The 25289-nt window shown below is 69.2% G+C and carries 22 protein-coding genes; 6 read left to right on the top strand and 16 right to left on the bottom strand.

Features of this window, described 5'->3' with window-relative positions; translation table 11 throughout:
- Window positions 1–92 precede the first annotated feature (92 nt).
- Together J2X21_RS04665 and J2X21_RS04660 are read right to left on the bottom strand one after the other, a co-directional pair.
- Entirely contained in the window at window positions 93–1121 is a 1029-nt protein-coding gene (locus J2X21_RS04665; protein WP_310325522.1) for an RNA polymerase subunit sigma-70, read from the bottom strand.
- Window positions 1122–1436: 315 nt separating this feature from the next.
- Window positions 1437–2051: an OmpA family protein gene (locus tag J2X21_RS04660; RefSeq protein ID WP_310325520.1), complete on the bottom strand. Its 615-nt coding sequence runs from the start codon at window positions 2049–2051 to the stop codon at window positions 1437–1439.
- A gap of 255 nt (window positions 2052–2306) precedes the next feature.
- Between J2X21_RS04660 and J2X21_RS04655 the strand changes: the two genes are divergently transcribed.
- Together J2X21_RS04655 and J2X21_RS04650 are read left to right on the top strand one after the other, a co-directional pair.
- Window positions 2307–3395 carry a DUF3616 domain-containing protein gene (locus J2X21_RS04655; RefSeq protein ID WP_310325515.1) on the top strand — a complete coding sequence of 363 codons (1089 nt, stop codon included), beginning with the start codon at window positions 2307–2309 and terminating at the stop codon, window positions 3393–3395.
- Between the two features lie 188 nt (window positions 3396–3583).
- A complete protein-coding gene (locus J2X21_RS04650; RefSeq protein WP_310325513.1) occupies window positions 3584–5413 on the top strand; it encodes an AAA family ATPase in 1830 nt (609 codons plus the stop codon).
- Window positions 5414–5552: 139 nt separating this feature from the next.
- Here the strand turns inward: J2X21_RS04650 and ureC are convergent, their stop codons facing one another.
- From ureC to apbC, 10 genes are read right to left on the bottom strand one after another with little or no spacing between them, the layout of a single operon-like run.
- Window positions 5553–7271: an urease subunit alpha gene (ureC, locus tag J2X21_RS04645; RefSeq protein ID WP_310325511.1), complete on the bottom strand. Its 1719-nt coding sequence runs from the start codon at window positions 7269–7271 to the stop codon at window positions 5553–5555.
- Window positions 7268–7573: an urease subunit beta gene (locus tag J2X21_RS04640; protein ID WP_310325508.1), complete on the bottom strand. Its 306-nt coding sequence runs from the start codon at window positions 7571–7573 to the stop codon at window positions 7268–7270. The genes ureC and J2X21_RS04640 overlap by 4 nt, the downstream gene beginning before the upstream one ends.
- The gene (locus J2X21_RS04635; RefSeq protein WP_310325505.1) at window positions 7573–8142 is read right to left on the bottom strand and encodes a HupE/UreJ family protein; all 570 of its coding nucleotides are present in this window, start codon (window positions 8140–8142) and stop codon (window positions 7573–7575) included. The genes J2X21_RS04640 and J2X21_RS04635 overlap by 1 nt, the downstream gene beginning before the upstream one ends.
- A 9-nt stretch (window positions 8143–8151) precedes the next feature.
- Window positions 8152–8454: an urease subunit gamma gene (ureA, locus tag J2X21_RS04630; RefSeq protein ID WP_310325502.1), complete on the bottom strand. Its 303-nt coding sequence runs from the start codon at window positions 8452–8454 to the stop codon at window positions 8152–8154.
- A gap of 4 nt (window positions 8455–8458) precedes the next feature.
- Complete coding sequence (locus J2X21_RS04625) at window positions 8459–9040, bottom strand: nitroreductase family protein (protein WP_310325500.1); 582 nt, start codon at window positions 9038–9040, stop codon at window positions 8459–8461.
- Window positions 9037–9792, bottom strand: a complete 756-nt coding sequence (gene phnE / locus J2X21_RS04620) for a phosphonate ABC transporter, permease protein PhnE (RefSeq protein ID WP_310325498.1) — start codon at window positions 9790–9792, stop codon at window positions 9037–9039. Before phnE (J2X21_RS04620) ends, J2X21_RS04625 begins: the two co-directional genes overlap by 4 nt.
- Window positions 9789–10595, bottom strand: coding sequence for a phosphonate ABC transporter, permease protein PhnE (gene phnE, locus J2X21_RS04615; protein WP_310325496.1), 807 nt, complete (start codon window positions 10593–10595; stop codon window positions 9789–9791). Before phnE (J2X21_RS04615) ends, phnE (J2X21_RS04620) begins: the two co-directional genes overlap by 4 nt.
- Window positions 10592–11398 carry a phosphonate ABC transporter ATP-binding protein gene (locus J2X21_RS04610; RefSeq protein ID WP_310325494.1) on the bottom strand — a complete coding sequence of 269 codons (807 nt, stop codon included), beginning with the start codon at window positions 11396–11398 and terminating at the stop codon, window positions 10592–10594. The genes phnE (J2X21_RS04615) and J2X21_RS04610 overlap by 4 nt, the downstream gene beginning before the upstream one ends.
- Complete coding sequence (locus tag J2X21_RS04605; RefSeq protein ID WP_310325491.1) at window positions 11395–12246, bottom strand: putative selenate ABC transporter substrate-binding protein; 852 nt, start codon at window positions 12244–12246, stop codon at window positions 11395–11397. The genes J2X21_RS04610 and J2X21_RS04605 overlap by 4 nt, the downstream gene beginning before the upstream one ends.
- A gap of 5 nt (window positions 12247–12251) precedes the next feature.
- Window positions 12252–13346, bottom strand: a complete 1095-nt coding sequence (gene apbC, locus J2X21_RS04600) for an iron-sulfur cluster carrier protein ApbC (protein ID WP_310325487.1) — start codon at window positions 13344–13346, stop codon at window positions 12252–12254.
- Between the two features lie 114 nt (window positions 13347–13460).
- Here apbC and J2X21_RS04595 point away from each other — a divergent pair, with 114 nt between their 5' ends.
- On the top strand, window positions 13461–15731 hold the full coding sequence (locus J2X21_RS04595; RefSeq protein WP_310325484.1) for a TonB-dependent receptor plug domain-containing protein: 2271 nt from the start codon (window positions 13461–13463) through the stop codon (window positions 15729–15731).
- A 678-nt stretch (window positions 15732–16409) separates the two neighbouring features.
- On the opposite strand, the gene J2X21_RS04590 is transcribed toward J2X21_RS04595, so the two are convergent.
- The 4 genes from J2X21_RS04590 to J2X21_RS04575 form a co-directional block, all read right to left on the bottom strand.
- Window positions 16410–18332: a bifunctional diguanylate cyclase/phosphodiesterase gene (locus tag J2X21_RS04590; RefSeq protein WP_310325481.1), complete on the bottom strand. Its 1923-nt coding sequence runs from the start codon at window positions 18330–18332 to the stop codon at window positions 16410–16412.
- Window positions 18333–18353: 21 nt separating this feature from the next.
- Window positions 18354–19031: a transglutaminase-like cysteine peptidase gene (locus J2X21_RS04585; protein WP_310325478.1), complete on the bottom strand. Its 678-nt coding sequence runs from the start codon at window positions 19029–19031 to the stop codon at window positions 18354–18356.
- An 83-nt stretch (window positions 19032–19114) separates the two neighbouring features.
- Window positions 19115–19582 carry a DUF6152 family protein gene (locus J2X21_RS04580; RefSeq protein ID WP_404666580.1) on the bottom strand — a complete coding sequence of 156 codons (468 nt, stop codon included), beginning with the start codon at window positions 19580–19582 and terminating at the stop codon, window positions 19115–19117.
- Between the two features lie 16 nt (window positions 19583–19598).
- Window positions 19599–20018 (bottom strand): hypothetical protein, encoded by a 420-nt coding sequence (locus J2X21_RS04575; RefSeq protein WP_310325473.1) that lies wholly within the window; start codon window positions 20016–20018, stop codon window positions 19599–19601.
- A 95-nt stretch (window positions 20019–20113) separates the two neighbouring features.
- Here J2X21_RS04575 and J2X21_RS04570 point away from each other — a divergent pair, with 95 nt between their 5' ends.
- The 3 genes from J2X21_RS04570 (at window position 20114) to J2X21_RS04560 (ending at window position 25154) form a co-directional block, all read left to right on the top strand.
- Window positions 20114–21004 carry an HDOD domain-containing protein gene (locus J2X21_RS04570; protein WP_310325471.1) on the top strand — a complete coding sequence of 297 codons (891 nt, stop codon included), beginning with the start codon at window positions 20114–20116 and terminating at the stop codon, window positions 21002–21004.
- A gap of 22 nt (window positions 21005–21026) precedes the next feature.
- Window positions 21027–21566 (top strand): hypothetical protein, encoded by a 540-nt coding sequence (locus J2X21_RS04565; RefSeq protein WP_310325469.1) that lies wholly within the window; start codon window positions 21027–21029, stop codon window positions 21564–21566.
- Between the two features lie 75 nt (window positions 21567–21641).
- A complete protein-coding gene (locus tag J2X21_RS04560) occupies window positions 21642–25154 on the top strand; it encodes a beta strand repeat-containing protein (RefSeq protein WP_310325466.1) in 3513 nt (1170 codons plus the stop codon).
- Window positions 25155–25289: the final 135 nt, after the last annotated feature.

Here is a 25289-nt window from a genome sequence, read left to right as displayed (position 1 = left end):
TCTGGGTTGAGGAAAGCCGCGCCCGGCGCTTGGCGGGCGTGACATCTCTTGGAGACAGGGCGACGACCAAACTCATCGGTCGGTCAAGCGGTTCAATCCAGTTCTGGCGCCAGGCCGAAGCGGCGGTACAGCGCCGGGTCAAGAAAGCTGTGCAGCGCCTGGATGCGCCCCTCGCGCAGGCTGAGCAGCAGGATGGCACCGAGAACATGGCGCCCTGCTCCCTCGGGCCGCATGTAGCACGCAAACCCCGGCTGGCCGTTGGCCTGCAGCGGCCGCAGCCGCCACGGCGTGGTGAACACGCGCTCGGCGATGAACCGAGACACCATGGCGCGCCCGTCGAACCAGCACGGCAGCGGCGGCATCGTGAAGCGCGCGTCCTCGGTGAACAGGCGCACGAGGGCCTCGATGTCTCGCCGCTCCCAGGCGCTGACAAAGTCGCCCAGCAACTGCTGCAGACCGGCTTCGCCCAGCCGGTCCTGCTCGGTGGCCTGCGAAACCGCGGGCATCCGGTCTCGCAGCGTCTTCTGCGCGCGCTGCAACGCGCTGTTCAACGCCGCCACCGACGTCGACAGCATCCCGGCAGCCTCGGCGGCCGAGTAGCCCAGCACCTCCCGCAGCAACAGGGCGGCGCGCTGCGTGCCGGGCAGATGCTGCAGCGCGGCCACGAAGGCGAGCGCCACGCTTTCGCGCCGGAGCAGCGCGTCGGCGGGGTCTTCGTGCAGGCCCGTGCCGGGTGCCGCCCCGTCCGGCCAGGGCTCCACCCACACGGGTCCGGGCACCATGTCACCCAGATCGGCCGTGCCCTGCAAGGCCGGCCCGTGCTCGGGCGAGGTGATGCGGCGCGGCCGCCGCGCGATCAGGCGCAGGCAGGCATGCGTGGCGATGCGATACAGCCAGGTGCCGAAAGCGCTGCGCCCCTCGAACGACGCCAGGCCTCGCCAGGCGGCGAGCAGCGTTTCCTGCCAGGCGTCGTCGGCGTCGTGCGGCGAGGCCAGCATGCGATAGCAGTGGGCATGCAGCGCGCGGCGGTGCGGCGCAACGAGCCGCTCAAACGCCGCGGCGTCGCCGGCACGCGCAAGCATCAACAGCTCGGAATCATCGGCGTCGGGGTGGGTCGGCACCGCCCCATTCTGATGGGTGTGCCCGCCGGCCGCCGGGCGCTCCAGCGGCGACGCTCCGCCCAAGGGCGGTGGCTAGCCTCCGAGCGCACGGTCAAACTAGGTCGGCCTGCTGCGCGGCGCGGACGAACTGCCGCCGCTGCGGTTCGAGGGCCGCTACAAGCGCATCGGCTACCACTACCCCAAGAGCGTGGTGTGGCAAGGGCATCTCTATGTGGGCTACTGCACGCAAGGAGACGGTGGACGTCACCCGCGTGCCGCTGACCAGCTTGAAGCGGTAGAGCCGCCTGCCGTCGATGGCCGGCGGCTCCCACCCGCTCAGCGCATCACGATCAGGTGAACACGCCGGTTCGTGCTGCGGCCGTCGCGGGTGTTGTTGTCGGCCAGCGGCGCGGATTCGCCGTAGCTGATCGTCGACATGCGCGCCAGCGGCAACCCGGCGCGGGACAGGTGCAGGCGCACGGCTTCGGCCCGCTGCAGGCCCAGCTGCTGGTTGCCGGCGTCGCTGCCGGTGTTGTCGGTGTGACCCTGGATCTCGATGAACACGGGCTGGTTGTCGGCCTTGAGCTTGGCGACCAGCTGGTTCAACTCCTGACCCGCCTGCTCGGTGAGCTGCGCACGGCCCGAGCCGAACTTGATCTTGTCATCGTTCAGCACCGTGCTCATCAGCAGGCCGGGCGGCTTGGGCAGGTTGTTGAACGCCTGGGTTCGCGCCGCAGCCTCCTGCTGCAGAGCCGCCATCATGCGTGCCTCGCTGCTCTGCAGCTTGCCATCGAGCGCCTTGATGCCCTCGTCATGCGACTGCACGCGGGTGTTGAGGCCGTCCACGCTGGTCTGCACCGGCGCGACCGTCTCCTTGACGAATTCCTTGGTGGCACAAGCGCTCAGCAACAGGGCGGCACTGGCAGCGATCAGGGGCGAGAGTCTTGTCATCGGTGGTCCGTGAGAGAAGAAGTGGCGCGAATGTAGGCACGACTTCACGGACAAACGTAGCGAGCTGTGAGCAATTCGCGCGCTGTTAACCGTGGCGAACAAAGCCTTACCGTTGTGCGGCGTGGCGTGACACGCTTGATTCTTGGCAGCACAACGACCTGGCCCGGCATGGGCGCGCTAGGCTTGCAACGGTCGGCACACCCTGTGCCTACCGAGACACGCAGCCCCGACTGCCTCACGAAGCAAGGTTCCCAATTGCCCAACAAGCGCAGCAGCAAAGCCGTCCGCCTGGAGTTCACGGCCGACTCCCTCGTCAAGACCAACCTCTCCGGCGCCGCCTTCACGGGCGACTGGCTTTGGGTGGCGGGCGACGAAGCCTGTGGCATCGACCGCCTGCGGCGGCTGGACAGCCATGGGCCCGAGCAGCTGCGCTTCGGCGAGGTGCGCGACTTCCCGCTGGCAGACCTGCTCGACCTGCCCGGCGCGGCCGATGAGGAAGCCGACCTCGAAGGCATGGCCGTACAAGACGGCATGCTGTGGGTGGTCGGCTCGCATGGGCTCAAGCGCAAGAACGCCAAGGACGGCAAGGATGACGCCGCCAACGCCAAGCGGCTGGCCAAGGTCACGCTCGACGGCAACCGTCGGCTGCTGGCCTGCCTGCCCATCGAGGTCGAGCCCGACGGCGAACCGTGCCTCGTCAGCCAGGCCCGCGACGGGCGGCGCGCGTTGCGGCTCAAGGGGGATGCGCAATCCAACCCGCTGACCGACGCGCTGGCCGACGACCCGCACTTCGGGCCCTACATGGCCATCCCCGGCAAGGACAACGGCTTCGACATCGAAGGCCTGGCCCTCCACGGGCGGCGCCTGCTGCTCGGCCTGCGCGGGCCGGTGCTGCGCGGCTGGGCGGCGCTGCTGGAGGTCGAGGTCGAAGCCCGCGCCGACCACCTGCGGCTCGTGCCGCTGGACGACAGCGGCCGGTTGTTTCGCAAGCACTTCCTGCAACTGGAAGGCATGGGCATCCGCGACCTGCATTTCTCCGGCGATGACCTGTTCATCCTCGCCGGCCCGACGATGGTGCTCGACGGCGAGATCCGGCTGTTCCGCTGGCCTGGCGCCAAGGCGCAGCTGGCGGACAACCGCGAGCCCGTGCGGTTCGTGTCCACGCTGACGCAGTCCGTCGCCCTGCCCCACGGCCGCGGCATCAACCGCGCCGAGGCGGTGTGCGACCTGCCACCCGAACTCTCAGGCGGCCAGCCAAGCTGGCTGGTGCTGTACGACGCGCCGGGTCCGGACCGCAGGGATGGGGAGCATGCGGTGTTCGGGGATTTGCTGCAGCATGGGTGAGCGCTTGACGTCGCGGGGCTAAAGAGTTGCCAGCCGTAGGTTGGGGTGAGCACAGCGAACCCCAACGAGTCACGACGGTCAAACGTTAGGGTTCGCAGGCCTCCCCTAACCTACGGGCTTATCGGCATAGCGCTGAATTTAATAGGGGGATACACCTCATCCACAAGCAAAAAACGGGAGGAACCACGATGCGTTTGAAGTCCGTCAAGCTAACCAATTTCCGCGGCTATCGGAACACGATCACCATTCCGATAGACCCTGCGATGACAGGAATCGTTGGCCGCAATGACTACGGCAAATCTACGATTCTCGAAGCGCTTGCAATCTTCTTTGAAGCAGAGGGCGTCAAAGTTGACAAGAGCGACATGAACTGTTTTAGCCTCCGTGAAGGTGGAGATCAGTTTGAGATCGCCTGCGTGTTTGACGACCTGCCCGCTTCGCTCGTGCTTGACGAGAAAGTAGAGACGTCACTGGCTCAAGAGTTCCTGCTCAATGCAGAAGGCTCGCTAGAAATCGTGAAGTCGTTCAAGGCTTCAACAGGAAAGCTGGAGCGCACCTCAGTCCGATGTCAACACCCAACCGACAAGGTTCTGGCCACGCTACTTGGACTGAAGATGGCAGATCTCAAAAAGCTTGGTGAAGAACGAGGTGTGGCTGAGGTCGTGCCGGATAAACGCGTTGCCTCACTCTGGCGTCAAGCGATTCGTGCAGCTGCCGGCCCCATCGAATGCCATGAGTTTCTGCTTGATGTAGAGAAGGGGCTATCCACTGAAGCCAAATCTGTTTGGGGAAAGATAGAAGACCGGCTGCCAACCTTTGCTCTCTTCAAAGCAGATAGAGAAAGCAGCGACGGAGACGCAGAGGCAAAGAACCCTCTGCAGCAAGCTGTCAAAGAGGCGCAGGCCGCCCTACAAGCGCAAATCAGCGCCCTAGAACAGCAGATCGAAGCCAGCGTGCTTGATGTGGCTGCCAGGACGCTAGACAAGCTTCGAGAGATGGCGCCGGAACTCGCTAGCGAATTGAAACCCCGCTTCAAAGAGAAGCCCAAATGGGCTTTCAACTTCACGCTCGATGGTGAAAACGGGATTCCCATCAACAAGCGTGGAAGTGGCGTGCGCCGACTGGTCTTGCTGAACTTCTTTCGTGCGGAGGCAGAGAAGGCTGCAGCAGGGACTCAGCGCACAGTGATTTACGCGATAGAGGAACCCGAAACGTCTCAGCATCCCAACTATCAAGTGATGCTGATGAAGGCACTGCTGTCTCTAGCGGAGCAGCCAAATCGGCAAATCATTGTCACCACGCACGTACCAGCGCTCGCGGGGTTGATGCCCACAGAGGGACTCCGATACGTCACCAAAGACGTCAACGGCACCCCTATCGTGAGGATGCCGGACGCAGGGGTACTGAAGGAGGCCACAGAAAGCCTAGGCGTTCTGCCGGAAACCGGTATGGAACGAGCCAAGGGTGTGGTGTTGGTGGAAGGCAAATCCGATGTGACCTTCCTGCGTCACACGGCCTCTGCCTTGAAGGGCGCAGGCCATACGGCGTCAAGCCTCGAAGAGGTCGGCATAGTTCCGATCTTGATCGGCGGCTGCGGCAGCGTGAAGCACTGGGTCACGCTAAATCTCGCCAACGACCTTGGCCTGCCGTGGTGCGTGTTCTTGGACTCGGATATCGGCGGAGATCCGAGCCAGATTAAGGCGATTCAAAAGCGCAAGGCGGAAGTTGAAGCGCAGGGGCGACCTTTCTACGCAACCAGGAAGCGCGAGATCGAGAACTACCTCTGTCCCGACTTGATCCTCGCCGAGACTGGCGCGGCCGTTGCGTTCACTGATACCTGCGACGCAAAGAAGATCATTGGAGCCGCGGTCAGCATGAAGGCGGACGATGTAATCGACAGGTTCTGGCCGCGCATGACCGCTGATCAGATCCTGCGACGGTCAACCTACATCGAAAACGATGTTGAGCGCATCGAGCTTAAGGAACTGGTTACCCAACTCCTAACGCTTGTTCATTGAATCCTGACGCGATATCCCGCCACTCTGTCAGCATTCCCCGAAAGCCGCTTGACGCCCTAACAGCGTGAAAAGCGGCCCACGTATTAGAGGCGGCAGTCACCACAGCAACGCCACTCAAGCAGCATGCACCTCGACTCGGTCAAAACAAGAAATACCTCTGCGCCATCGGCAACTCCTTCGCCGGCTCGCAGGTCAGCAGCACGCCGTCCGCCCGCACCTCGTAGGTCTGCGCGTCGATCTCCATCGTCGGCAGGTAGTTGTTGAGCACCATGTCGGCCTTCTTGACAGAGCGGCAGCCCTTCACCGGCACCAGCGTCTTGGCCAGGCCCAGCTTCTCGACGTTGGCCTGGCCGGACTGGCTGACGAAGGTCAGCGAGCCCTGCGACAAGGCGCCGCCGAACGAGCCGAACATCGGCCGGTAGTGCACGGGCTGCGGCGTCGGGATGGACGCGTTGGCGTCGCCCATCGCGGCGGCGGCGATGAAGCCGCCCTTCAGGATCAGTGATGGCTTCACGCCGAAGAAGGCGGGCTTCCACAGCACGAGGTCGGCCCACTTGCCGACTTCAATCGAACCCACCTCGTGGCTGATGCCATGCGCCAGCGCGGGATTGATGGCCAGCTTGGCGAGGTAGCGCTTCACGCGGGCGTTGTCGTTGCCGGCGCCATCGCCGGGCAGCGCGCCGCGCTGGACCTTCATCTTGTGCGCGGTCTGCCAGCAACGCAGGCTCACCTCGCCCACGCGGCCCATGGCCTGCGAGTCGGACGAGAACATGCTGATGGCGCCGAGGTCGTGCAGGATGTCTTCGGCGGCGATGGTCTCGCGGCGGATGCGGCTTTCGGCAAAGGCCAGGTCTTCGGCGATGCCTGCGTCCAGGTGATGGCAGACCATCAGCATGTCCAGGTGCTCGTCCAGCGTGTTGACGGTGAACGGCCGCGTCGGGTTGGTGGAGCTGGGCAGCACGTTGGCCTCGCCCACCACCTTCATGATGTCGGGCGCATGGCCGCCGCCCGCGCCTTCGGTGTGGAAGCTGTGGATGGTGCGGTGCTTGAAGGCGGCGATCGTGTCCTCGATGAAGCCGCTCTCGTTCAGCGTGTCGGTGTGGATGGCGACCTGCGTGTCGGTCAGCTCGGCCACGCTGAGGCAGTTGTCCACCGCGGCGGGCGTAGTGCCCCAGTCCTCGTGCAGCTTCAGGCCGATGACGCCGGCGTCGATCTGCTGCATCAGCGCCTCGGGGCGGGCCGCATTGCCCTTGCCGAGGAAGCCGAGGTTCATCGGGAAGGCCTCGGCCGCTTTCAGCATCGTGGCGATGTGATGCGGGCCGGGCGTGCAGGTGGTGGCCAGCGTGCCGGCGGCGGGGCCGGTGCCGCCACCGATCATGGTGGTCACGCCGCTCATCAGCGCCTCTTCGATCTGCTGCGGGCAGATGAAGTGGATGTGGGTGTCGATGGCGCCGGGCGTCACGATGGAGCCCTCGCCCGCGATGATCTCGGTGCCGGGGCCGATGACGATGTCCACACCGGGCTGCACGTCGGGGTTGCCGGCCTTGCCGATGGCCGCGATGCGGCAGCCGCGCAGGCCGATGTCGGCCTTGACGATGCCCCAGTGGTCGACGATGACGACGTTGGTGATGACGGTGTCGACCGCGTCACCGGGGCCGGGGCCGTTCATGCGCTGCGACTGGCCCATGCCGTCGCGCACGGTCTTGCCGCCGCCGAACTTCACTTCCTCGCCGTAGCCGCCGGCGCGCAGCGTCAGGTCTTGCTCGATCTCGATGATGAGCGAGGTGTCGGCCAGGCGCAGCTTGTCGCCGACGGTGGGGCCCAGCATCTCGGCATAGGCGCGGCGGCTGATCTTCATAGTTTTCCCTGGACGAGGCCGCGGAAGCCCCAGACGGCGCGGTCGCCGCCGAGGTCCACCAGCTCGACGGTGCGCGTCTGGCCGGGCTCGAAGCGCACGGCGGTGCCGCTGCAGATGTTGAGGCGCATGCCGCGCGCGGCCTCGCGGTCGAAGCCGAGCGCCGCGTTGGTCTCGGCGAAGTGGTAGTGCGAACCGACCTGGATGGGCCGGGTGCCGGTGTTGGCGACCTTCAGCGTCAGCGTGCGGCGGCCGGGGTTCAGCTCGTGCTCGCCCTCGGCGGTGATCAGCTCCCCGGGAATCATCAGGCCACCCCGCCCACGCGGGCCAGCGCCAGCGCGGCCACGCTGGCGCCCAGCAGCGCACGGGCCAGCGTGGGCGCGTTGCGCAGCTTCCAGCCCATCGCCAGGCCCACGCCGTGCAGCACCAGCGTGCTGAGCACCATGCCGGCCAGCGCGGCGAAGCCGTGCAGTTCCATCCCGTGCGCGGCGCCATGGCTGAAGGCCAGGAGGGCGGCGGTGGCCGCACCCGCGGCCGGCGGCATGGCCAGTCGCAGCGCGACCAGCAGGCCCAGCACGGCCAGCGACCCGGTGATGGCGGCTTCCATGGCGGGCATCTGCCAGCCCGTCGCCATGGACAGCAGCGCGCCGGCCAGCAGCGACGCGGCAAACGCCAGCGGCGCGCGCAGCGGCTGCTTCAGGGCCATGGCGCTCCAGATGCCCACGGCCACCATGGCGGCGAGGTGATCGGGCCCGGTCAGCGGATGCAGCGCGCCGTCGACAAAGCCGCTCATGTGGCTGTGGTCGCCGGTGTGGGCCTGGGCGGCGGCGGCGGCAAACAGGGGAACGATGGCAATCCAGCGTTGCAGCTTCATGGGCAGTCTTCAGGCAATGGGTTGGTGAACCGTGACGAGCTTGGTGCCGTCCGGAAAGGTCGCTTCGACCTGGATCTCGGGAATCATCTCGGCGATGCCGTCCATGACGTCGGCGCGGGTCAGCACCGTGCGGCCTTCGCTCATCAGCTCGGCCACGGTTTTGCCGTCGCGCGCGCCTTCGAGGATGGCGGCGCTGATCAGCGCGACCGATTCGGGATAGTTCAGCTTGAGCCCGCGGGCCTTGCGACGCTCGGCAAGCAGCGCTGCGGTGAACAGCAGCAGCTTGTCTTTCTCTCTAGGCGTTAGTTCCATAAGTTCAGTCTCCCTTGCAAGGCAGGTGCCAGTCGATCAGCACCTGCCCGGGGTCCGGCTTGCGCGATGGGCCGGCCGGCTTGCGGCTTGGCGTGCCCAGTGCGATCCAGCCCAGCAGCGTCTCGCCGGGCTCGCAGAATGCGGCCGCGATGGCGGCGTTGCGCACCTTGGCACCGCTGAGCATCTTGCCGCCGAAGCCCAGTGCATGCGCCGCCGTCAGGAAGTTGCTGATGGCGCCGCCCAAGGCCGCCCACTGCTCGTGCGCCGGCACCAGCGGGTGGCCCAGGTCGATGCGCGCGACCACGGCCACCGTCACCGGTGGGCGCAGCGCGCGCTCGGCGTCCAGCACGGCGCCCTCCTCGCCCTTGCCGGCGGCACGGGCGGCGTCGGCGAACAGCGTGGCCATCTGCGCCCGGGCGTCGCCACGCACCAGTTTGAAGCGATAAGGCACCAGTTCGGCGTGGTCGGGCGCGTGCAGCGCCGCCTGCACCATCGTCGCGAGCTGGGCATCGTCCGGCCCGGGCTCCACCAGGTGCTTGGGGCCCACCGAGTAGCGGCCCAGCAGGGCTTGGAGGTCTGCGGTCATCGTGTCAGTCGTTGTCTCAGGCGCCAGGACAGCGTGTCCACCAGCGCCACCAGCATCATCATCGCGACCAGCACGGTGCAGGCTTCGCGCATCTGGAACAGACCCAGGTGATAACTCAGCATCTGCCCCAGGCCGCCTGCGCCGACCACACCCAGCACGCTGGCCGCGCGGATGTTGTTCTCCCAGCGGTAGAGCGTGTAGCTGGCGAGCTGCGGCAGCGTCTGCGGCAGGGTGGCGAACAGCCACACGCGCAGGGCACCCACGCCACGCTGGCGCAGCGCCAGGGCGGGCAGCGGCGGCGCGTTCTCGAAGCTCTCGGCGAACAGCCGGCCCAGCACGCCGCTGGTGTGCAGCGCCAGTGCCAGCGTGCCGGGCAGCGGCCCCAGGCCGGCGAGGATCAGCAGCAGCACCGCCCACACCAGCTCGGGCACGCTGCGCAGCACGTTCAGCACCAGGCGGGCAGCCGCACGCGGCACGCCCGAGCCGGCTGCGGGCAGGGCCAGCAGCAGGCCGCCCACGACGGCCAGTGCGGTGCCGACGGCGGACATCGCCAGCGTCTCCAGCAGCGCCCAGCCCGTCTTGGCCAGATAGGCCGGCGCCGTCTCGGGCGGGAAGAAGCTGGCGGCAAAACGGCCCATGCCGGCCAGCGCATCAGTGCCGAGGAAGGCGGCCCATTGCAGGTCCAGCGACCAGAAGCTGGCGACGACGAGGGCCAGCAGGCCCAGCGGCACGGCGGCGGTGCTGAGTCTCACGCCAGCCTCCCGCGCAACCACCGGCTGAACGCATCGCTCGCCATCACCAGCGCGATGAAGACGAGCAGGATGGCGCTGACCTCCGCGCCGGCGAACATCTTGGCCGCGTTGTCCAGCTGCTGGCCCAGCCCGCCCGCTCCGACGAAGCCCAGCACCACCGACGAGCGCACCGCGCATTCCCAGCGGTAGACGGTGTAGCTCAGCAGCTCGGGCGCGCAGCTGGGCAGCGAGCCGAACAACAGGGCTTGCAGCCGGCCACCGCCACCGCGCAGCAGGGCCTGGGTCGGCGCCGGGTCGGCGCTCTCCAGGATCTCGGCATAGACCTTGCCGAGCATGCCGCCGTAGGCGATGGCAATCGCCAGCACGCCCGCCGTGGGCCCGAGGCCCACGACGCGCACGAACACCAGGGCCCACACCAGCTCCGGGATGGAGCGCAGCACCACCAGCACCGCCCTCACCGCCCGCCGCAGCCAGCGCGCCGGACCGGGGCGGCCTTCCAGCGTGCTGACGGACAAGCGCGCCGTGGCAAGCAGCGCCGCCGGCACGGCGATCGCGAGGGCCAGCGTCAGCCCGGCCGTGGCGATGGCGACGGTGCGCCAGGTCTCGCGCGCCAGCAGTGCCAGGAACTCGGCATCCGCGCGCGGCGGAAAGAAGTCGGCGAGGAAGCGCCCCGTGGCACGCAGGCTGCGCTCGTCCAGCAGCGTCCAGGGCTTGAACTCGGCCAGCACCAGCAGCGGCCAGGCCAGCACCAGGGCCACGAGCAGCAGCGCCCAGCGGCCGCCCAGCGCGGGGTCGCGCGTCATCGGCACATCGCTTGTGGCAGGGGCACGGGCTGCGGTAGCGGCGCCAGTTCGGGCGCCGACTCATCCTGGCTGCGGTACAGCTCGTCCAGCAGGTCCTCGTCGATGCCACCCGGCGGGCCATCGAAGACGATTCGCCCGGCGCGCAGCGCGACGACGCGCGGAAAGTGCTTCAACGCCAGGTCCACCTGGTGCAGGCTGCACACCAGCGCCGCGCCGCGCTCGGCGGCGTTGCGGCGAAGCGCGGTCAGCGCCATCTCGGCACGGGCCGGGTCCAGCGCCGCCAGCGGCTCGTCGGCCAGCCACAGCCGCGCGTCGGACACCAGCAGCCGTGCCAGGCCCACGCGCTGGCGTTCGCCACCGGACAGGCGGTCCACGCGCTGCCACAGCTTGTCGGCCACGCCCAGTTGCTCCAGCGCCGCCTGGGCCAGCGGCGCGTCGGGCGGGCTCCACAGCGTGCGCAGGCTGCGCGCCAGCGACATGCCCGGCAGCCGAGCCGCCAGCACCGCCACGGCCACGCGCTGGCGCGGCGGCAGCGGCGGCTGCTGGGGCGCCAGCGCGATGCCGGCCCGCAGGCGTTGGCGCTCGCTGCGGCTCTGCGCCCAGGGGTCGGTGCCGTCCAGCTCAAGGCGCCCGGCCAGCGGCGCCTGCATCAGCGCGAGCAGGCTCAGCAGCGTCGTCTTGCCGGCGCCCGAGGCGCCGATGACGGCGATCTGCTCGCCGGCCGCCAGCGCCAGGTCGATGCCGTGCAGCACGGGCGCCGCGCCTCCCAGCGCTGCGGCGTCGGCGCTGCCGAGCCGGATCATTTCAACAGGCCAGCGTTCTCGGCGGCGACCTTGATGCCGGTGTAGTTGTCGGGCTTGCTGGCGATGAACTTCGTCGCGCGCTGCAGGCCGAGGATCTCCTTGCCCTGGGGCGTGTTCGCATCCAGCGCCAGGAAGGCGGCCTTGATCTTGTCCTGCAGCGCCTGCGGCATGTCGGCATGCACCGACCAGTTGTAGTCGTAGTAAGGCGCCGTCGTGTAGAACACCTTCACCTGCGCCGGGTCCACCTTCTTCTCGGCGACGAACTTCTCCCACACCGAGATGTTCAGCGCCCCGGCGTCCACCTTGCCGCTGGCGACGGCGGCGATGGTCGCGTCATGCGCGCCGCTGAAAGCCACGCGCTTGAGGTCGGTGTCGGGGTTGATCTTGGCGGCGAGCAGGAAGCTGCGCGGCATCAGGTGGCCCGAGGTGCTGCTCTGCGAGCCGAAGGACAGGGTCTTGCCCTTGAGGTCTTCCAGCCGGCTGATGCCGCTGGCCTTGTCGGTGATGAAGACGGAGCGGAACTTCTCGTCCTCCTCGCGCTGCACCAGGGGCACCACCTTGCCACCCGAACGCACGTTTGCCTGCACGAAGGTGAAGCCGCCGAACCAGGCCAGGTCCACCTTCCTGTTGACCAGCGTCTCCACGGCGGCGGCGTAGTCCGTCACCGGGGTCCATTCCACCTTCACGCCCAGCCTGCTCTCCAGGTATTGGCCCAGCGGCGCGAACTTGCGGGCCAGCTCGGTGGGCGACTCGTCGGGGATGGCGGTCACGCGCAGCACCTGCTGGGCGTGGGCCGCCGCTGCGATGAAGGCCAGGCCGGCAACCAGGAGGCGGGCAATTCGGGTCATGGGATTCAGCTGTTCTTGGAGATGGAGATGGTCGGGAACTTGGACGAATAGTCCTTGCTCTGCGCCGCGATCTTGGACGTGATCTTGCGGGCCAGCGCCTTGTAGAGGCCCGCCACCTCGCCGTCGGGTTCGGCCACGACGGTGGGGGTGCCGGAGTCAGCCTGGGCGCGGATGTTCATCGCCAGCGGCAGCGCGCCCAGCAGCTCGGTGCCGTATTGCTGGGCCATCTTCTTGCCGCCGTCGGCGCCAAAGATGTGCTCGGCATGGCCGCAGTTGCTGCAGATGTGCACGGCCATGTTCTCGACGATGCCGAGGATGGGCACGCCCACCTTCTCGAACATCTTCAGGCCCTTCTTGGCGTCGATCAGCGCGATGTCCTGCGGCGTCGTGACAATGACGGCGCCGGTCACGGGCACGCGCTGCGACAGCGTCAGCTGGATGTCGCCGGTGCCGGGCGGCATGTCGATGATGAGGTAGTCCAGCTGCTGCCAGCGGGTCTGGCGCAGCAGCTGCTCTAGCGCCTGCGTGGCCATGGGGCCGCGCCAGATCATGGCCTGGTCGTCGTCGACCAGGAAGCCGATGGAGTTGACCTGCACGCCGTGGGCGATGTGCGGCTCCATGGTCTGGCCGTCGGTGGTCTCGGGGCGGCCGCTGGCGCCCAGCATCAGCGGCTGGCTGGGGCCGTAGACGTCGGCGTCCAGCACGCCCACGCGGGCGCCCTCGGCATGCAGGGCCAGCGCCAGGTTGGCGGCCGTGGTGCTCTTGCCCACGCCGCCCTTGCCGGAGGCCACGGCAATGATGTTCTTCACGCCCGACAGCAGCTGCACGCCGCGCTGCACGGCATGGGCCACCACGTTGGTCGTGATGGACACGCTGACGTTGCCCACGCCGGGCAGCGAACGCGCCGCGGCCACGACCGCCGAGCGCAGCGCGGCGTGCTGGCTGGCGGCCGGGTAGCCCAGCTCGATGTCGACCGACACATCAGCGCCGTCGATGCGCAGGGACTTCAGCGCCTTGGCTTCGCCCAGGGTACGGTCACCGCCGGGGTCGGCGACAGCTTGCAGCAAGGGCCGCAGCGCGGCTTCGGAAATGGCGGTCATGAGAGGGGAAAGGCACGTCGGAACAGGCCGAAAGTCTAGGTCCTCCGAGGGCCGGGCATTCTTTCTTAACAGACGAGCCACATCGCGGCATGGGCCCCATGGCAAGCTGGCGGCATGCCCTTCCAACTCCTCCGCATCCCTGCGGCCGCCGCGCTGGTGGCTTGCGGCCTGCCCGCCGCCTACGCCCAGAACACCCCCGCCGCCCCTGCAGCCGCCGCCTCCGCCCCGGCGCGCATGGCGGTCCGGCCGGCGACGCCCGACGCCAAGCCCAGCGAACAGCTGCAGCGTGTGGAGGTCAGCGGCACGGCCAGCGACGATTCCATCCGCAAGGCTTCGACAGCCAGCAAGATCGTCATCACGCGTGAGGAAATCGAGAAGTTCGGCGACTCCACCGTCGGCGAGGTGCTGAAGCGTCTGCCCGGCGTGACCACCGGCGGCCGCCCGGGCCGCGGCGGCGATGTGCGCATGCGCGGCATGGGCGGCGGCTTCACGCAGATCCTGGTGGACGGCGAACGCATGCCGCCCGGCTTCTCGCTGGACCAGCTGCCGCCCGAGCAGGTGGAGCGCATCGAGGTGCTGCGCGCGCCGACCGCCGAGTACGGCACGCGCGCCATCGCCGGCACCATCAACGTGGTGCTGCGCGAGCCGATGAAGAAGCGGCTCAACGAGTTCCGCGCCGGCGTCGGCGTGGAGCGCGGCAAGCTCAACCCCAACATCAGCTGGAGCCGCAACGACACGTTCGGCCAGGGCAACACCTACAACTTCAGCGTCAACGCGATGCGCGGCGAGCGCATCGACGACGTCATCAGCGACGTCACGCGGCTGAACCGCACGACGGGCGAGCAGTCGCTGCAGGTCACGCGCGGCCGCAACGAGGACACGCGCCAGAGCCTGAACCTGAACGGCCGCGTGCAGATCAAGCTGAGCGGGCAGGACAGCCTGACCATCCAGCCTTTCGTCGTTACGAACAAGTCGGACAGCAGCTCCGACATCACGCGCACCACCACGCCCACGCCGGCCACGCCGCTGCCGGGCGACTTCGACCGCGCGCAGACCACCGGCAACAGTCAGTTCACGATGGGACGGCTGAACGCGCAGTGGATGACGCGCCCCGACCCCGACACACGCATCGAGGTGCGCGGTGGCGTGGGCGGCGCGCGCGGCGAGAGCCACAGCCTGCGCCAGGAAACGCTGAAAGGCGCGGCATCGCGCCAGCAGGAAGACACCACCGACAGCCGCGACCGCAACTGGAACCTGGTGGGCAAGTTCTCGCGCAGCCTGGAGAACGAGCACAACCTCGTTTTCGGCGCCGAGGGCGAAGGCAACACCCGGCACGCCAGCCGCACGACGCTGGTCAACGGCGCGCCGCAGCAGGGCCTGGGCGATTTCGGCGACGACATGGACGCATCCACCACGCGCTTCGCGGCCTATGCGCAGGACGAGTGGAACGTCGGCAAGCAGTGGGATTTCTACGCCGGCCTGCGCTGGGAGGGCATCAAGACGGAGAGCAGCGCCGCCAACTACGCGGTCAGCAACACGTCCAGCGTGTTCACGCCGCTGGCCCACGCCCGCTACAAGCTGGACCCGGGCGGCAAGGAAGCCATCCGCATGAGCCTGACGCGCAGCTACCGCAGCCCGCAGCTGAACGATCTGATCGCGCGGCCCAGCATCAACAGCAACGTGCCGCACGACATCACGTCGCCCGACCGCGCCGGCAACCCCGAGCTGAAGCCCGAGCTGGCCACCGGCGTGGAGATCGGCTACGAGAAGTACCTGAGCAAGGGCGGCCTGCTGAGCGCCAACTTCTTCGCGCGCAGCATCAGCAACCTGATGCGCAACGTGACCGCGCTGGAGACGGTGTCCTGGAGCGCCACGCCGCGCTGGGTGGCCCGCCCGCGCAACCTCGGCAAGGCCAGCACGATGGGTCTGGAGCTGGAGGCCAAGTTCCGGCTGGACGAGTACTTCGAGGACGCGCTGCCCATCAACGTGCGCAGCAACCTCAGCTTCTTCACGTCCAAGGTCGACGGTCTGCCGGGCCCGAACAACCGCATCGAAGGCCAGCCCAAGGCGACGGCCAACCTGGGCTTTGACTACCGGCTGCGTTCGGTGCCGGTGTCTCTGGGCGCGTCGCTGAACTGGACGCCGTCGTCCACCATCCAGCAGACCGTGCTGACCGAGGTGACGACCAATCGCAAGCTGGTCAGCGATGCGTTCGTCACGTGGAATCTGTCGCCGGAGCAGTCGCTGCGCTTGTCCGCCAGCAACCTGACGCCATTGGACTACTACACCGGCAGCATCAGCACGACGGATGCGCTGCTCGTGACCAGCCGCAGCGGGGGGCCGAGTTATACGCAGTGGCAGGTGCGGTGGGAGATGAAGATTTGAAGGGTTGAGGACGGGGCTTGAGGCCCCGTTTTATTGTGGGTGGGATGCTTTGGCGGAGCGGGCGGCTCATCGAGAGATTGCCGGGAGTCCCGCCCGGCGGCGGGGTAACTTTCTTCTGCGGCGCCAGAAGAAAGTCACCAAAGAAGAGGCGCTGAACCGCATCCCAGCGCGACGACGCCATCAGCGGCGCGCGAAAACAGCCTGCGGCTCTAGGCCTACACGCGACCCGCTGCGCTCTCGCGGCTGTCCCTATGACGAGTGCGCCAGATCGAGCCTTCATGCCGGTTAACGCCGGCTGCACGCCGGGCTCATCAGGAATGCGAAGCCGCGCCGCTGGAGCGACGCCCCGGTGGATGCTGCGCAACGATCGCGTCGCCCGAGCGATGCTGCATTGGCTGTTCTGGTGAGCACGGCGTGCAGCCGCGCGTTAAGCGGGCAGGTGGTGCGATGGATGGTGCGGGTGACAGGGACAGCAGCGAGAGCGCAGCGGTTCGCGTCTGCCCGGAGTGGAAGTGATTGTTTTCGCGCGCCACTCGTAGCGCCGCGGTGCTCGCGTGCGGTTCAGGGCCTCTTCTTTGGTGACTTTCTTCTGGCCCCGCAGAAGAAAGTTACCCGGCTGCCGGGACGGACTCCCGGCAATCTCTCGATGAACAGCACGCGCCGCAACGACAACCGAGATCAGCTCTCGCGCTGCGCCGTCACCCACGGCCCCGTCAGCCCATCCAGCTCACAGTCCCACAACGCCTGCGCATCCATCTCGTCCACGACACCCTCGCCATAGACCTTCAGCGCCAGGCTGCGCAGCATGATGACCATGCCTCGCACAAAGGCCGCACGCCCCGCCTCGCCGGCCACGCCCAACAGCACCGACGCGTCCAGCTTCACATAGTCCAGCCCCGCCTGGTACAGCCGCTCGATCTGCGCCAGCCCCGCGCCCGCATGCTCCAGGCCCAGCTTCACGCCCAGTGGCCGCAGCTGGCGGCCCAGCTCCAGCAGGCGCTCGAAATGCTCGCCAGCGGCCGACTCCGCCACGTCCAGCAGCAGCAGGCGCGCGGCCTGCGGCGCGTGCAGCAGCAGGTCGCGCAGCTGCGGCAGGAAGCCCGCGTCGGCCAGCGACGCCGGCGCGATGTTGATGCAGCGCGCCTGGCCATCGGCCGCGCTGGCCTTCAGCGCCAGCCCCACGGCGAACAGATCCACCGCCGCCGTCAGCCGCGCGCGCGCCGCCAGCGGCAGCCACGCCGAGGCGGGCAGCAGCTCGCTGCCCAGGCCCAGTTGCAGCGGGCACTCCAGATGCAGCACGCGGCCCTCGCGGTCGCGCACCGCGAACTCCACGAGCTGGCCGCGCTGCAGCGTCACGGCTTCCTGCAGTTGCGCGCGCCACAAGGTTTCACCCTGCTCGCGGCCCACGCCGGCATCGGCCATGACCTCCACGACAAAGCCGCCGCGCGTCTCGCTGACGTGCTCGGCCCGCGCCAGCGCCGCGTCGGCCTCGCCCAGCCAGACATTGCTGGGCCGCTCGCGCGGCAGCTGCACCGCGCCCAGCGCCACCTGCACATTGGCGCCAAACGCCGGCAGGCTGGCGCGCAACGCATCGGCCAGCGCCTCGGCGGTTTCGCCGGCCACGCCCTCGGCGGGCAGCCACAGTGCGAAGTCACCGCCGTTGAGCCGGCCCACACGGCAGCCCGGCACGCGCTGCGGGTAGGCCTGCAGCGCGCTGACGATGGTCAGCAGCACGTCGTCCACCGCGCGCCGGCCCAGCCGCGTGTTCAGGCCGGCCAGGTCGCGCAGGCGCAGCAGCACCAGGCCCGCAACGGCCGGGCCGTCGTCGCGCCGCAGCGCCGCCTCCAGCTCGGCCAGGAAGTGCTTGCGCGCGGACACGCCGGTCAGCGGGTCCAGATGGGCCTGCTCCCGCAGCACCATCAGCTGACCGGCCTGGGCCTCGAACAGCTCGCGCACGCGCTGCACCATCGCGTTCATCGCGCGCGTGAGCCGCTGCATCTCGGGCACGCGCGGCTCCACGACCTGGCCGTAGCGGCCCGCCAGCACGCCCTCGGCCTGAGCGACGGCGGCGTCCAGCGGGCGGCGGATGCGCCGCAAGCCCGCCCAGGCCAGCACGGCCGCAACGATGCCCACGCCCAGCAGCCAGGCCAGCAGCCGGCGCGCCGACAGCCACAGCTCGTCGTAGGCATAGCTGGCGTGGCTCCTCAGCTCGACGGCGCCGATGGCGTTCCAGCCGTTGGACAGCTGCGCCACGCCGGCCGGTGCGTCCAGCGCCACCCAGTTGCGAAACCAGGCCGGCGCCAGCCCATCCTTGGCGGCACCGGCGCGCTCGTACAAGGCCTCGCCCTTGGCGTCGCGCCAGCGCACGAACTCATAGGCGCCGGTGTCGTACTGGGCCGAGATCAGCAGCTTGATCAGCTCGGCATCACCCTGCTGCTGCGACAGCGCCAGCGCCAGCGCCTGCGCGTTGTCGGCGTTCTTCAGCCGCAGCTGGGTCTGCATCAGCTGGCGCGCCGACAGCGTGGACAGCCCGACCGCGCCCACCAGCGCCGCCAGCACCACGCCCAGCACCAGCCAGGCAATCTGCCGCATCAGGGACATGTTGTGTTCCTCATGTCTTCATCAGTCCACAAAGCCTTCGGCCCTCACCTTGGCCACCAATTCCCGCCACAGCGACAGCCGCACCAGCGGGTCACCCTGCGTGACCTGGCCCACGCCCTGCCACAGCCCTTCGGTGTTGAAGCTGAACACCGGCGTCAGGTCGCCGCGCTGCGATGCGGGCAACACCTCGGGGCGCAGGTTGTCCAGGATCAGCGGCTCGGCGCCCGGCTCGGCATAGTAGGCCAGCACCATGTGCGGCATGGTCTGGCCTTGCAGGCGGGCGCGCACATAGACCATGCGCAGCCGTGCCGTCGGCACGCCCGCGCCGGCCAGCGCGAAGTACTTGGCGATGGCGTAGTCCTCGCAGTCGCCGGCGCGGCGCTCCAGCGTCTCCAGCGGCGAGGCCCAGTAGTCGGGCATGCCCCAGGTCTGCGCATCGTCGCGAAAGGCCAGGCGGCGGTTGAAGAAGTCGTTGATGTCCTTCAACTTCTGCGCATCCGCCTGCGTGCCGCTGCGCTCGATCTGCAGCACCAGCGCCTGCGCCTGCTCGGCAACACGCGGGCCGCGCCGCGCGGCCGTTTCCATCACCCGGGCGGCGTCGTAGGCAACGGCCACCAGCACCGGGCTGGCCACCAATGCGGCCAGCCACCAGCGGAAGACGCCCGAGCGAAACGCTGCGCGGAAGATGGGGATGGACAAGGGCGGGTGGTGGGCCGGAAGTGGATTTCACTGTACCCGCGCCGCGCCGGCTCCCGCCCCTGCCAACGAGGCCAGCCGTGAACTCAGGCCGGGGATGAGCGCAAGCCGTAGACCTTGTCGCCCAGGAAGAGGTATTCCGCCCGCAGCACCGGCTCGCCCTGCTCGCCCACGAACGTGAAGCCCAGCACCGCCAGCTCGGTGCCGGGCTTGATCTCCTCGACGCTCCAGGCCTGCATGCGCGTCAGCGGCGCCAGCTCGACCTCCCAGCGCCGGTCGCGGCGTGTCGGCAGCCTGGCCTTGGCGAGCAGCGCGGCGCCGTCGACCGGTGTGGTCTGGCGGGGCAGGCTGCGCTTGACGAGATCGGCGGGCAGCGCCGGTGCTTCCGGCAGCTCCAGATGCAGTTCCGCATGGGGATTGCGCCACGCCACCTTGACGGCCTTGCCGCTCAGGTAGATCGGGCGCTCCTGGTCGAAACTGCTCCAGCCATGGTGGGCCAGCGCGGGCAGGCTGCCCAGGACCGGCAGCGCGGCGAGCAGGGAACGTCTTTGCATCATCACCAACTCCTGGTTAGACGTAAGCAATCCAGCGGCCGCAGATGATGACAGCCAGCCAAAACCCCAATGACAAAAGGCCCTGAACTCTTGCGGGGCGATCCGCAAGAGCCAGACCGCCTCTGGCATGAAACCACGCTGCATTTCCCCCCGCCAGCATCAGCAGCAACAGCTTGAGGCGGAACGCCGGATTGGCGAGCAGTTCCTGCGGCTGGGTGGCGAACATCGCCAGCCCGGTCAGCGCACACAACCCGAAGCCCAGCAGCGCCAGCGGCAGCACCAGCCGCGCCAGTGCCCGCAGCTCCAGCGCCCGGGCCAGCCCCAGCAGGCGCAGCTCGAACACCAGCAGGCCGCCGAACAGCAACGCGATGCCCACCACGTGCACCGTCTCCAGCGCCGGGTAGGCCCAGGGGTGGGAAGCGAGGCCGGCGAACATGACGCGAAATCAGATGGGAGAAGTCGGCAAGATTGACGCTGGACGGCGCCCTCGTCACTGTAGCGGCGCCCCTGCCCGCCTATGATTTTCCGGCCATGCAGACCCCCTCCCCCCCCCTGAACGGCAAGACGCAGCAGATCCGCGACGACCTCGACCAGTCGCGCCGCCGCGGCCCGTTGCAGCACATCCAGATCCCGCCCTGCCCCGAACTGCTGGCGCAGTTGCAGCAGGCGATGAGCACGCCCGAGCCCGACCTGAACCTGGTGGCCCGCATCGCGTCCAGCGACGTGGCCATGGCCGCCACGCTGCTGCGCATCGCCAACGGCCCGCTGTTCAAGCCGGTGGGCCTGCCCTGCACCACCGTGGGCCAGGCGATGACGCGCATCGGCCTGCGCGAGAGCGTGGCGGTGATGACCGGCTTCCTGGCGCAGCACGCCATTCCGGTGAATGCGCCGCAGCTGGCGCGCTTCTGGGAGCGCAGCGCCAAGCGCGCCGTCGCGATGGCCACCATCGCCGGCGAGCTGCCAGGGCTGTCGCCCGACCTGGCGCACAGCTTCGGCCTGTTCCTGCACGTGGGCATGCCGGTGCTGCTGCAGAGCGTGCGCGGCTATGCCGGCACCATGGTGGAGGCCGGCGCGCGCATCGACCGCCCCTACATCGCCACCGAGAACGCCAACCACAAGACCGACCATGCCGTCGTCGGCGCGCTGGTCATCCGCGTGTGGAACCTGCCGCCGCCGTTGATGGCCGCGATACGCCTGCACCACGATTTGACCGCGATGGGGCATGCCGACATCGAGCCGGAGATCCACACGCTGGTGGCCGCCGGCCTGATCGCCGAGCACCTGATGCGCCGCCATGAAGGCCTGCCCGAGGATGCCGACTGGGCCGGCCACCACGCCGCCGCGATGGACTGGCTGCAGATCGGCTGGGATGAGCTGGCGCAGTGGGAAGAAGCGGTCAACGCGCAGCTGGATGCGGCTTAGGGTTCCACGGCTGCGCGTACTCGTGCTCGCCGCCATGGTGGTGGCGACGCTGGCGACATTGGGCTGGTGGATCTGGGGGCCGGCCGGGACGGCCGTGGAGCTGACCCGGCGCAGCTGGCGCCTGCAGATCGAAGTGGAGCAACTGCGCAGCGAGGCCGACTCCGCCTGGTGCGACGAGATGCCCGCCGATGTCACCGACGTGACGCGCCGCATGGCCGCCGACCCCACCGGCCGGCGCGCCGAGCCGGGCGAGCATTGCCGCTTCACCCGCCTCGCGTGGCGGCGCAGCTGGATCGTGAAGACGGAAGGCGGCCCCGACGACCGCCCCACGTGGCCCAGCCCGCCACTGCGCGTCGCGCCGCCCGGCGAGCCCGGCAGCGAGCGCCTGGGCAAGCGCGAGGCCTTCTTCGAGGTGCAGCTGAGCGACGGCGGCGACCACCTCTGGACCTGCCGCATCAGCGAGGCGCATTGGAAGACGCTGCGCGTGGGCACGCGCTGGCGGGTGCCGGTGAACCGCTACGGCGCCGCGAACTGCGCGGCGATGTACGAGTCGAGGATCTAGCCTCCCACGGCTGAGACGCTTCAGAGACGCTCGCCCGCCAGCATGCGCGCCATGACGCCATGCCTGGGAGATTCCATGAAGCCGCCTCGCCCCACCCCGCTCGCCGCCGCGGCGGCCCTGCTGGCCCTGTTCGCGACCGCACCAGGCACGCAGGCCGCAACCTTCACCTGGACCGGCGCTGCCAGCGCCAACTGGAGCAACGCCGCGAACTGGCTGGAAGGCCTGCCGCTGCCGGCCGCCGACATGGTGCTGCTGCTGGACGCTCCCGCCCGCAGCAACAGCTTCAACGACATCGCCGGCGGCCTCGTGCTGAACGGCCTGGTGCTGGGCGCCAGCGCCGCGGCACCGGTGCTGAGCGGCCAGAAGCTGGTCTTTCAGGGCACGAACGCCTTCGTGCGCATGCAGTCCGACGGCGGCCACGCCCGCATCGAGACCCCGCTGCAGCTGGACACGACGCTGCGGGTCCACGGCGGCCCCAGCATCAACAGCCAGCTGATGCTGCTGGGCCCCATCAGCGGCGCCGGCGGCCTGACGGTGCTGGATGGCACCGCGGTGGTCGGCAACGCGGCCAGCACTTTCACCGGCGCGACGACGGTGGCCAGCGGCGCGCGGCTGGGCGTGGGCAGCCAGGGCCTGGGCAGCACCGCCTCCATCACGGTGCAGGCCGGCGCCGAGTTGCAGCTGGTGGGCGGCGGCACGGCTCGCGTGTCGGCACCCATCCAACTGGCGGGAACGCTGAGCAGCAGCGCCAAGAAGGTGCCCAACTTCCTTGGCCAGCGGGTGGCAGCAGCCTTCGTCAGCGGCCCGGTGACGCTGACTGGCGCAGCCGACGTGGTGGCGCAAGGCGCCACGGGCATCGACTTCGACGCCACCGAGTTCGTCGTCAGTGGCAGTGTCAACCGCGCCGGCCATGTGCTGACGCTGGAGGCGGACGGCATCAACAACACGCTGCAGATGACCGGCGGCGTGCGCGGCGACGGCGCACTGCTGGTGCGTCCGCAGGGCGGCGCCATCAACATCGCCAGCGTGCAGGGCAACGGCGAGCTGCGCTTCGCCGGCAGCAGCGGCGCGGTGAACGTGGGCGCGATCAGCGGCGACGGCGCACTGACCGTGGCCTTCGACGGCTCCGGCAGCGTGACGGCCAGCGGCATCATCAGCGGCGCACGGCCGCTGCGCGTCAGCGGCGGCGTGCTGGACCTGGGCCATCTGGCGCACAGCTTCGTGGGCCGCATCGACATGGTCGGCGCGGGCGAGATCATCGCGAGCACCGAGGCCCAGCTGGGCGACGCGGCCAACACGCTGCGCTTCGAACAGGGCGGCGCGCTGCAGCTGAACACGCCCATCGGCACGCTGAATCGCGCGATCACGACGACCGGAGGCGACGGTGTGGTGTTCGTGTCGCCGGGCGCCCGCCTGGACGTCGGTGCCACCATCACGGGTGACGGCGGCCTGGCCTTCGTCAACTTCGGCCTGCGCGCACACGTCACGCTGAGTGGCAACAACAGCTTTGCCAGCGGTCTGGGCGTGTCGGAGGGCATCCTGCTGAGCTTTGCCAACGACGCCAACCTGGGCGCGGCCGGCGCGCCGGTGCGCCTGAACGGCGTGCTGGCGCTGCCGGCCGGCTTCGCGCTCGACCGGCCGCTGGTGCTGGGCAGCAGCAACGCCCAGCTCAGCGCGGCGAAGGCCGGCCGCTACGTCGTCAGCGGCGGCATCAGCGGCGACGGCCGGCTGGGCCTGGGCGGCGCGCAGGCCGAGACGGTGTTCGTGCTGACCGGCCACAATACCCACAGCGGCGGCGTGCAGGTGGCCGGCAACGCGCAGCGCGGCACGGCCGTGCTGGAGTTGTCCAGCGACGCCGCGCTGGGCGCCCCCGGCGGCGCGCTGGACCTGGGCCGCGCCAATGGTTTCAGCAGCCTGCCCGGCACGCTTCGCGCCACGGCCGACCTGAGCATTGCCGCCGCGCGCAGCACGACGTTCCGCGACATGACGGTGGACACCAACGGCTTCGACGTGGTGTTCAACCAGCCCATCAGCGGGCTGGGCATCACCAAGACCGGCCTGGGGCGCTGGACACTCAACACCGCCAACAGCGACGCCAGCAACAGCCAGCAGGTCGACGTGGCGCAGGGCCGCCTGCTGCTGGGCGTGGCCGAAGCGCTGGGCCGGCGCAGCAATGTGCGCGTGGACGACGGCGCGGTGCTGGACCTGGGCGGCCACGCGCACACCTTCGCGTCGCTGACGACCGCGAGCGGCGCCGAGCTGCAGCTGGGCAGTGGCGCGCGGCTGGACGCGCTGTTCGGCGTGCTGGATGGCAGCGTGCAGGGTCAGGGCACGCTGGTGGTGGGCCGGCCCGGCTTTTCGCCGGGCAATCTGGTGCTGAACGCGGCCAACGGATTCAACGGCGCCATCGAGGTGAGCCAGGGCAGCCGCCTCGACCTGGGCCACCAGCAGGCGCTGGGCGCGGCAAACAATCTGCTGCGGCTTGACGGCGGCACGCTGGCCACGCGCGGCACGCTGGCGGCACCGCTGGTCATCAACGACGCGACACCGCTTGAGATCGGCGCGGGCGGCGCCGGCTTCCAGGCCGGCGGGCAATCGCTGATCATCGAGCGCGCGCTGAGCGGCAGCGCGCCGCTCGCTTTCACGGGCGGCAGCCGGCCCGACGAAGGCGGCGGCAAGTACGACGTGCGGTTGGCGAACGCGGGCAACAGCTTCACCGGCGATGTGCAACTCGGCGACGCGCGCAGCACCGGCGACGCCGTGCTCGGCATCACGGCCAACGGTTCGCTCGGCGCTGCCACCAACCGCGTGACGCTGGGCCAGCGCTTCTTCGACGGCGAGACCATGCGCAGCGCCCAGGGCGGTTTGCGGGCGTGGGGCGACCTGAGCTTGGCCGCCAGCCGCGAGCTGCGGCTGGACGGCGTGGCGGACAGCATGGCCGGCTTCATCGACACCAATGGATTCACCGTCGTGCTGCAGGGCGGCATCTCCGAACTGGCGCCGGGCCTGGGCCTGCTGAAGACGGGCGCGGGCACGCTGGTCATGAACGGCATCCACAGCTACACGGGCAGCACCGTCGTCGAGGACGGCACGCTGGGCGGCCACGGCGAGTTGCAGAGCGTGCAGATGGGCGCCGCCGTGCTGGCCCCGGGCGAGAGCGCGGGCCTGCTGACGCTGCGCGGCGACCTGAGTTTCAGCGGCGGCGGCCAGCTGTGGCTGGAACTGGGCGGCCTCGCGCGTGGCAGCGGCTACGACGCGCTCAACGTGGGCGGCACGGTGGACCTGGGCAGCGACACGTTGCTGAGGCTGGACTTCATCGCCGGCTTCGGCGCGCTGGTCACGGCAGACCTGCGCTTCCAGCTGCTGAACGCCGGCGGCGGACTGTTCGGGCAGTTCGCCAACGTGGCCGATGGCGGGCGGCTGATGACGGCCGATGGCGCCGGCAGCTTCGTCGTGCACTACGGCGCCGGCGAGGGGCTGTTCCTGTCGGACTACGCCGCCGCGCCGGTGCCCGAGCCACAGAGCTGGCTGCTGTTGGGCCTGGGGCTGGTGGGCGTGTGGCTGCGCCAGCGGCGCCAGCCCACTTGAGGCCTACGGCAGCTTCGCCATCAGCTCGTCGACCCACCCCATGACGGCCGATGGCGCCGGCAGCTTCGTCGTGCACTACGGCGCCGGCGAGGGGCTGTTCCTGTCGGACTACGCCGCCGCGCCGGTGCCCGAGCC

This window comes from Roseateles asaccharophilus (assembly GCF_031458115.1).
Classification (GTDB): Bacteria; Pseudomonadota; Gammaproteobacteria; order Burkholderiales; family Burkholderiaceae_C; genus Pelomonas; species Pelomonas asaccharophilus_A.
This window is presented reverse-complemented; position numbering and strand designations above follow the sequence as displayed.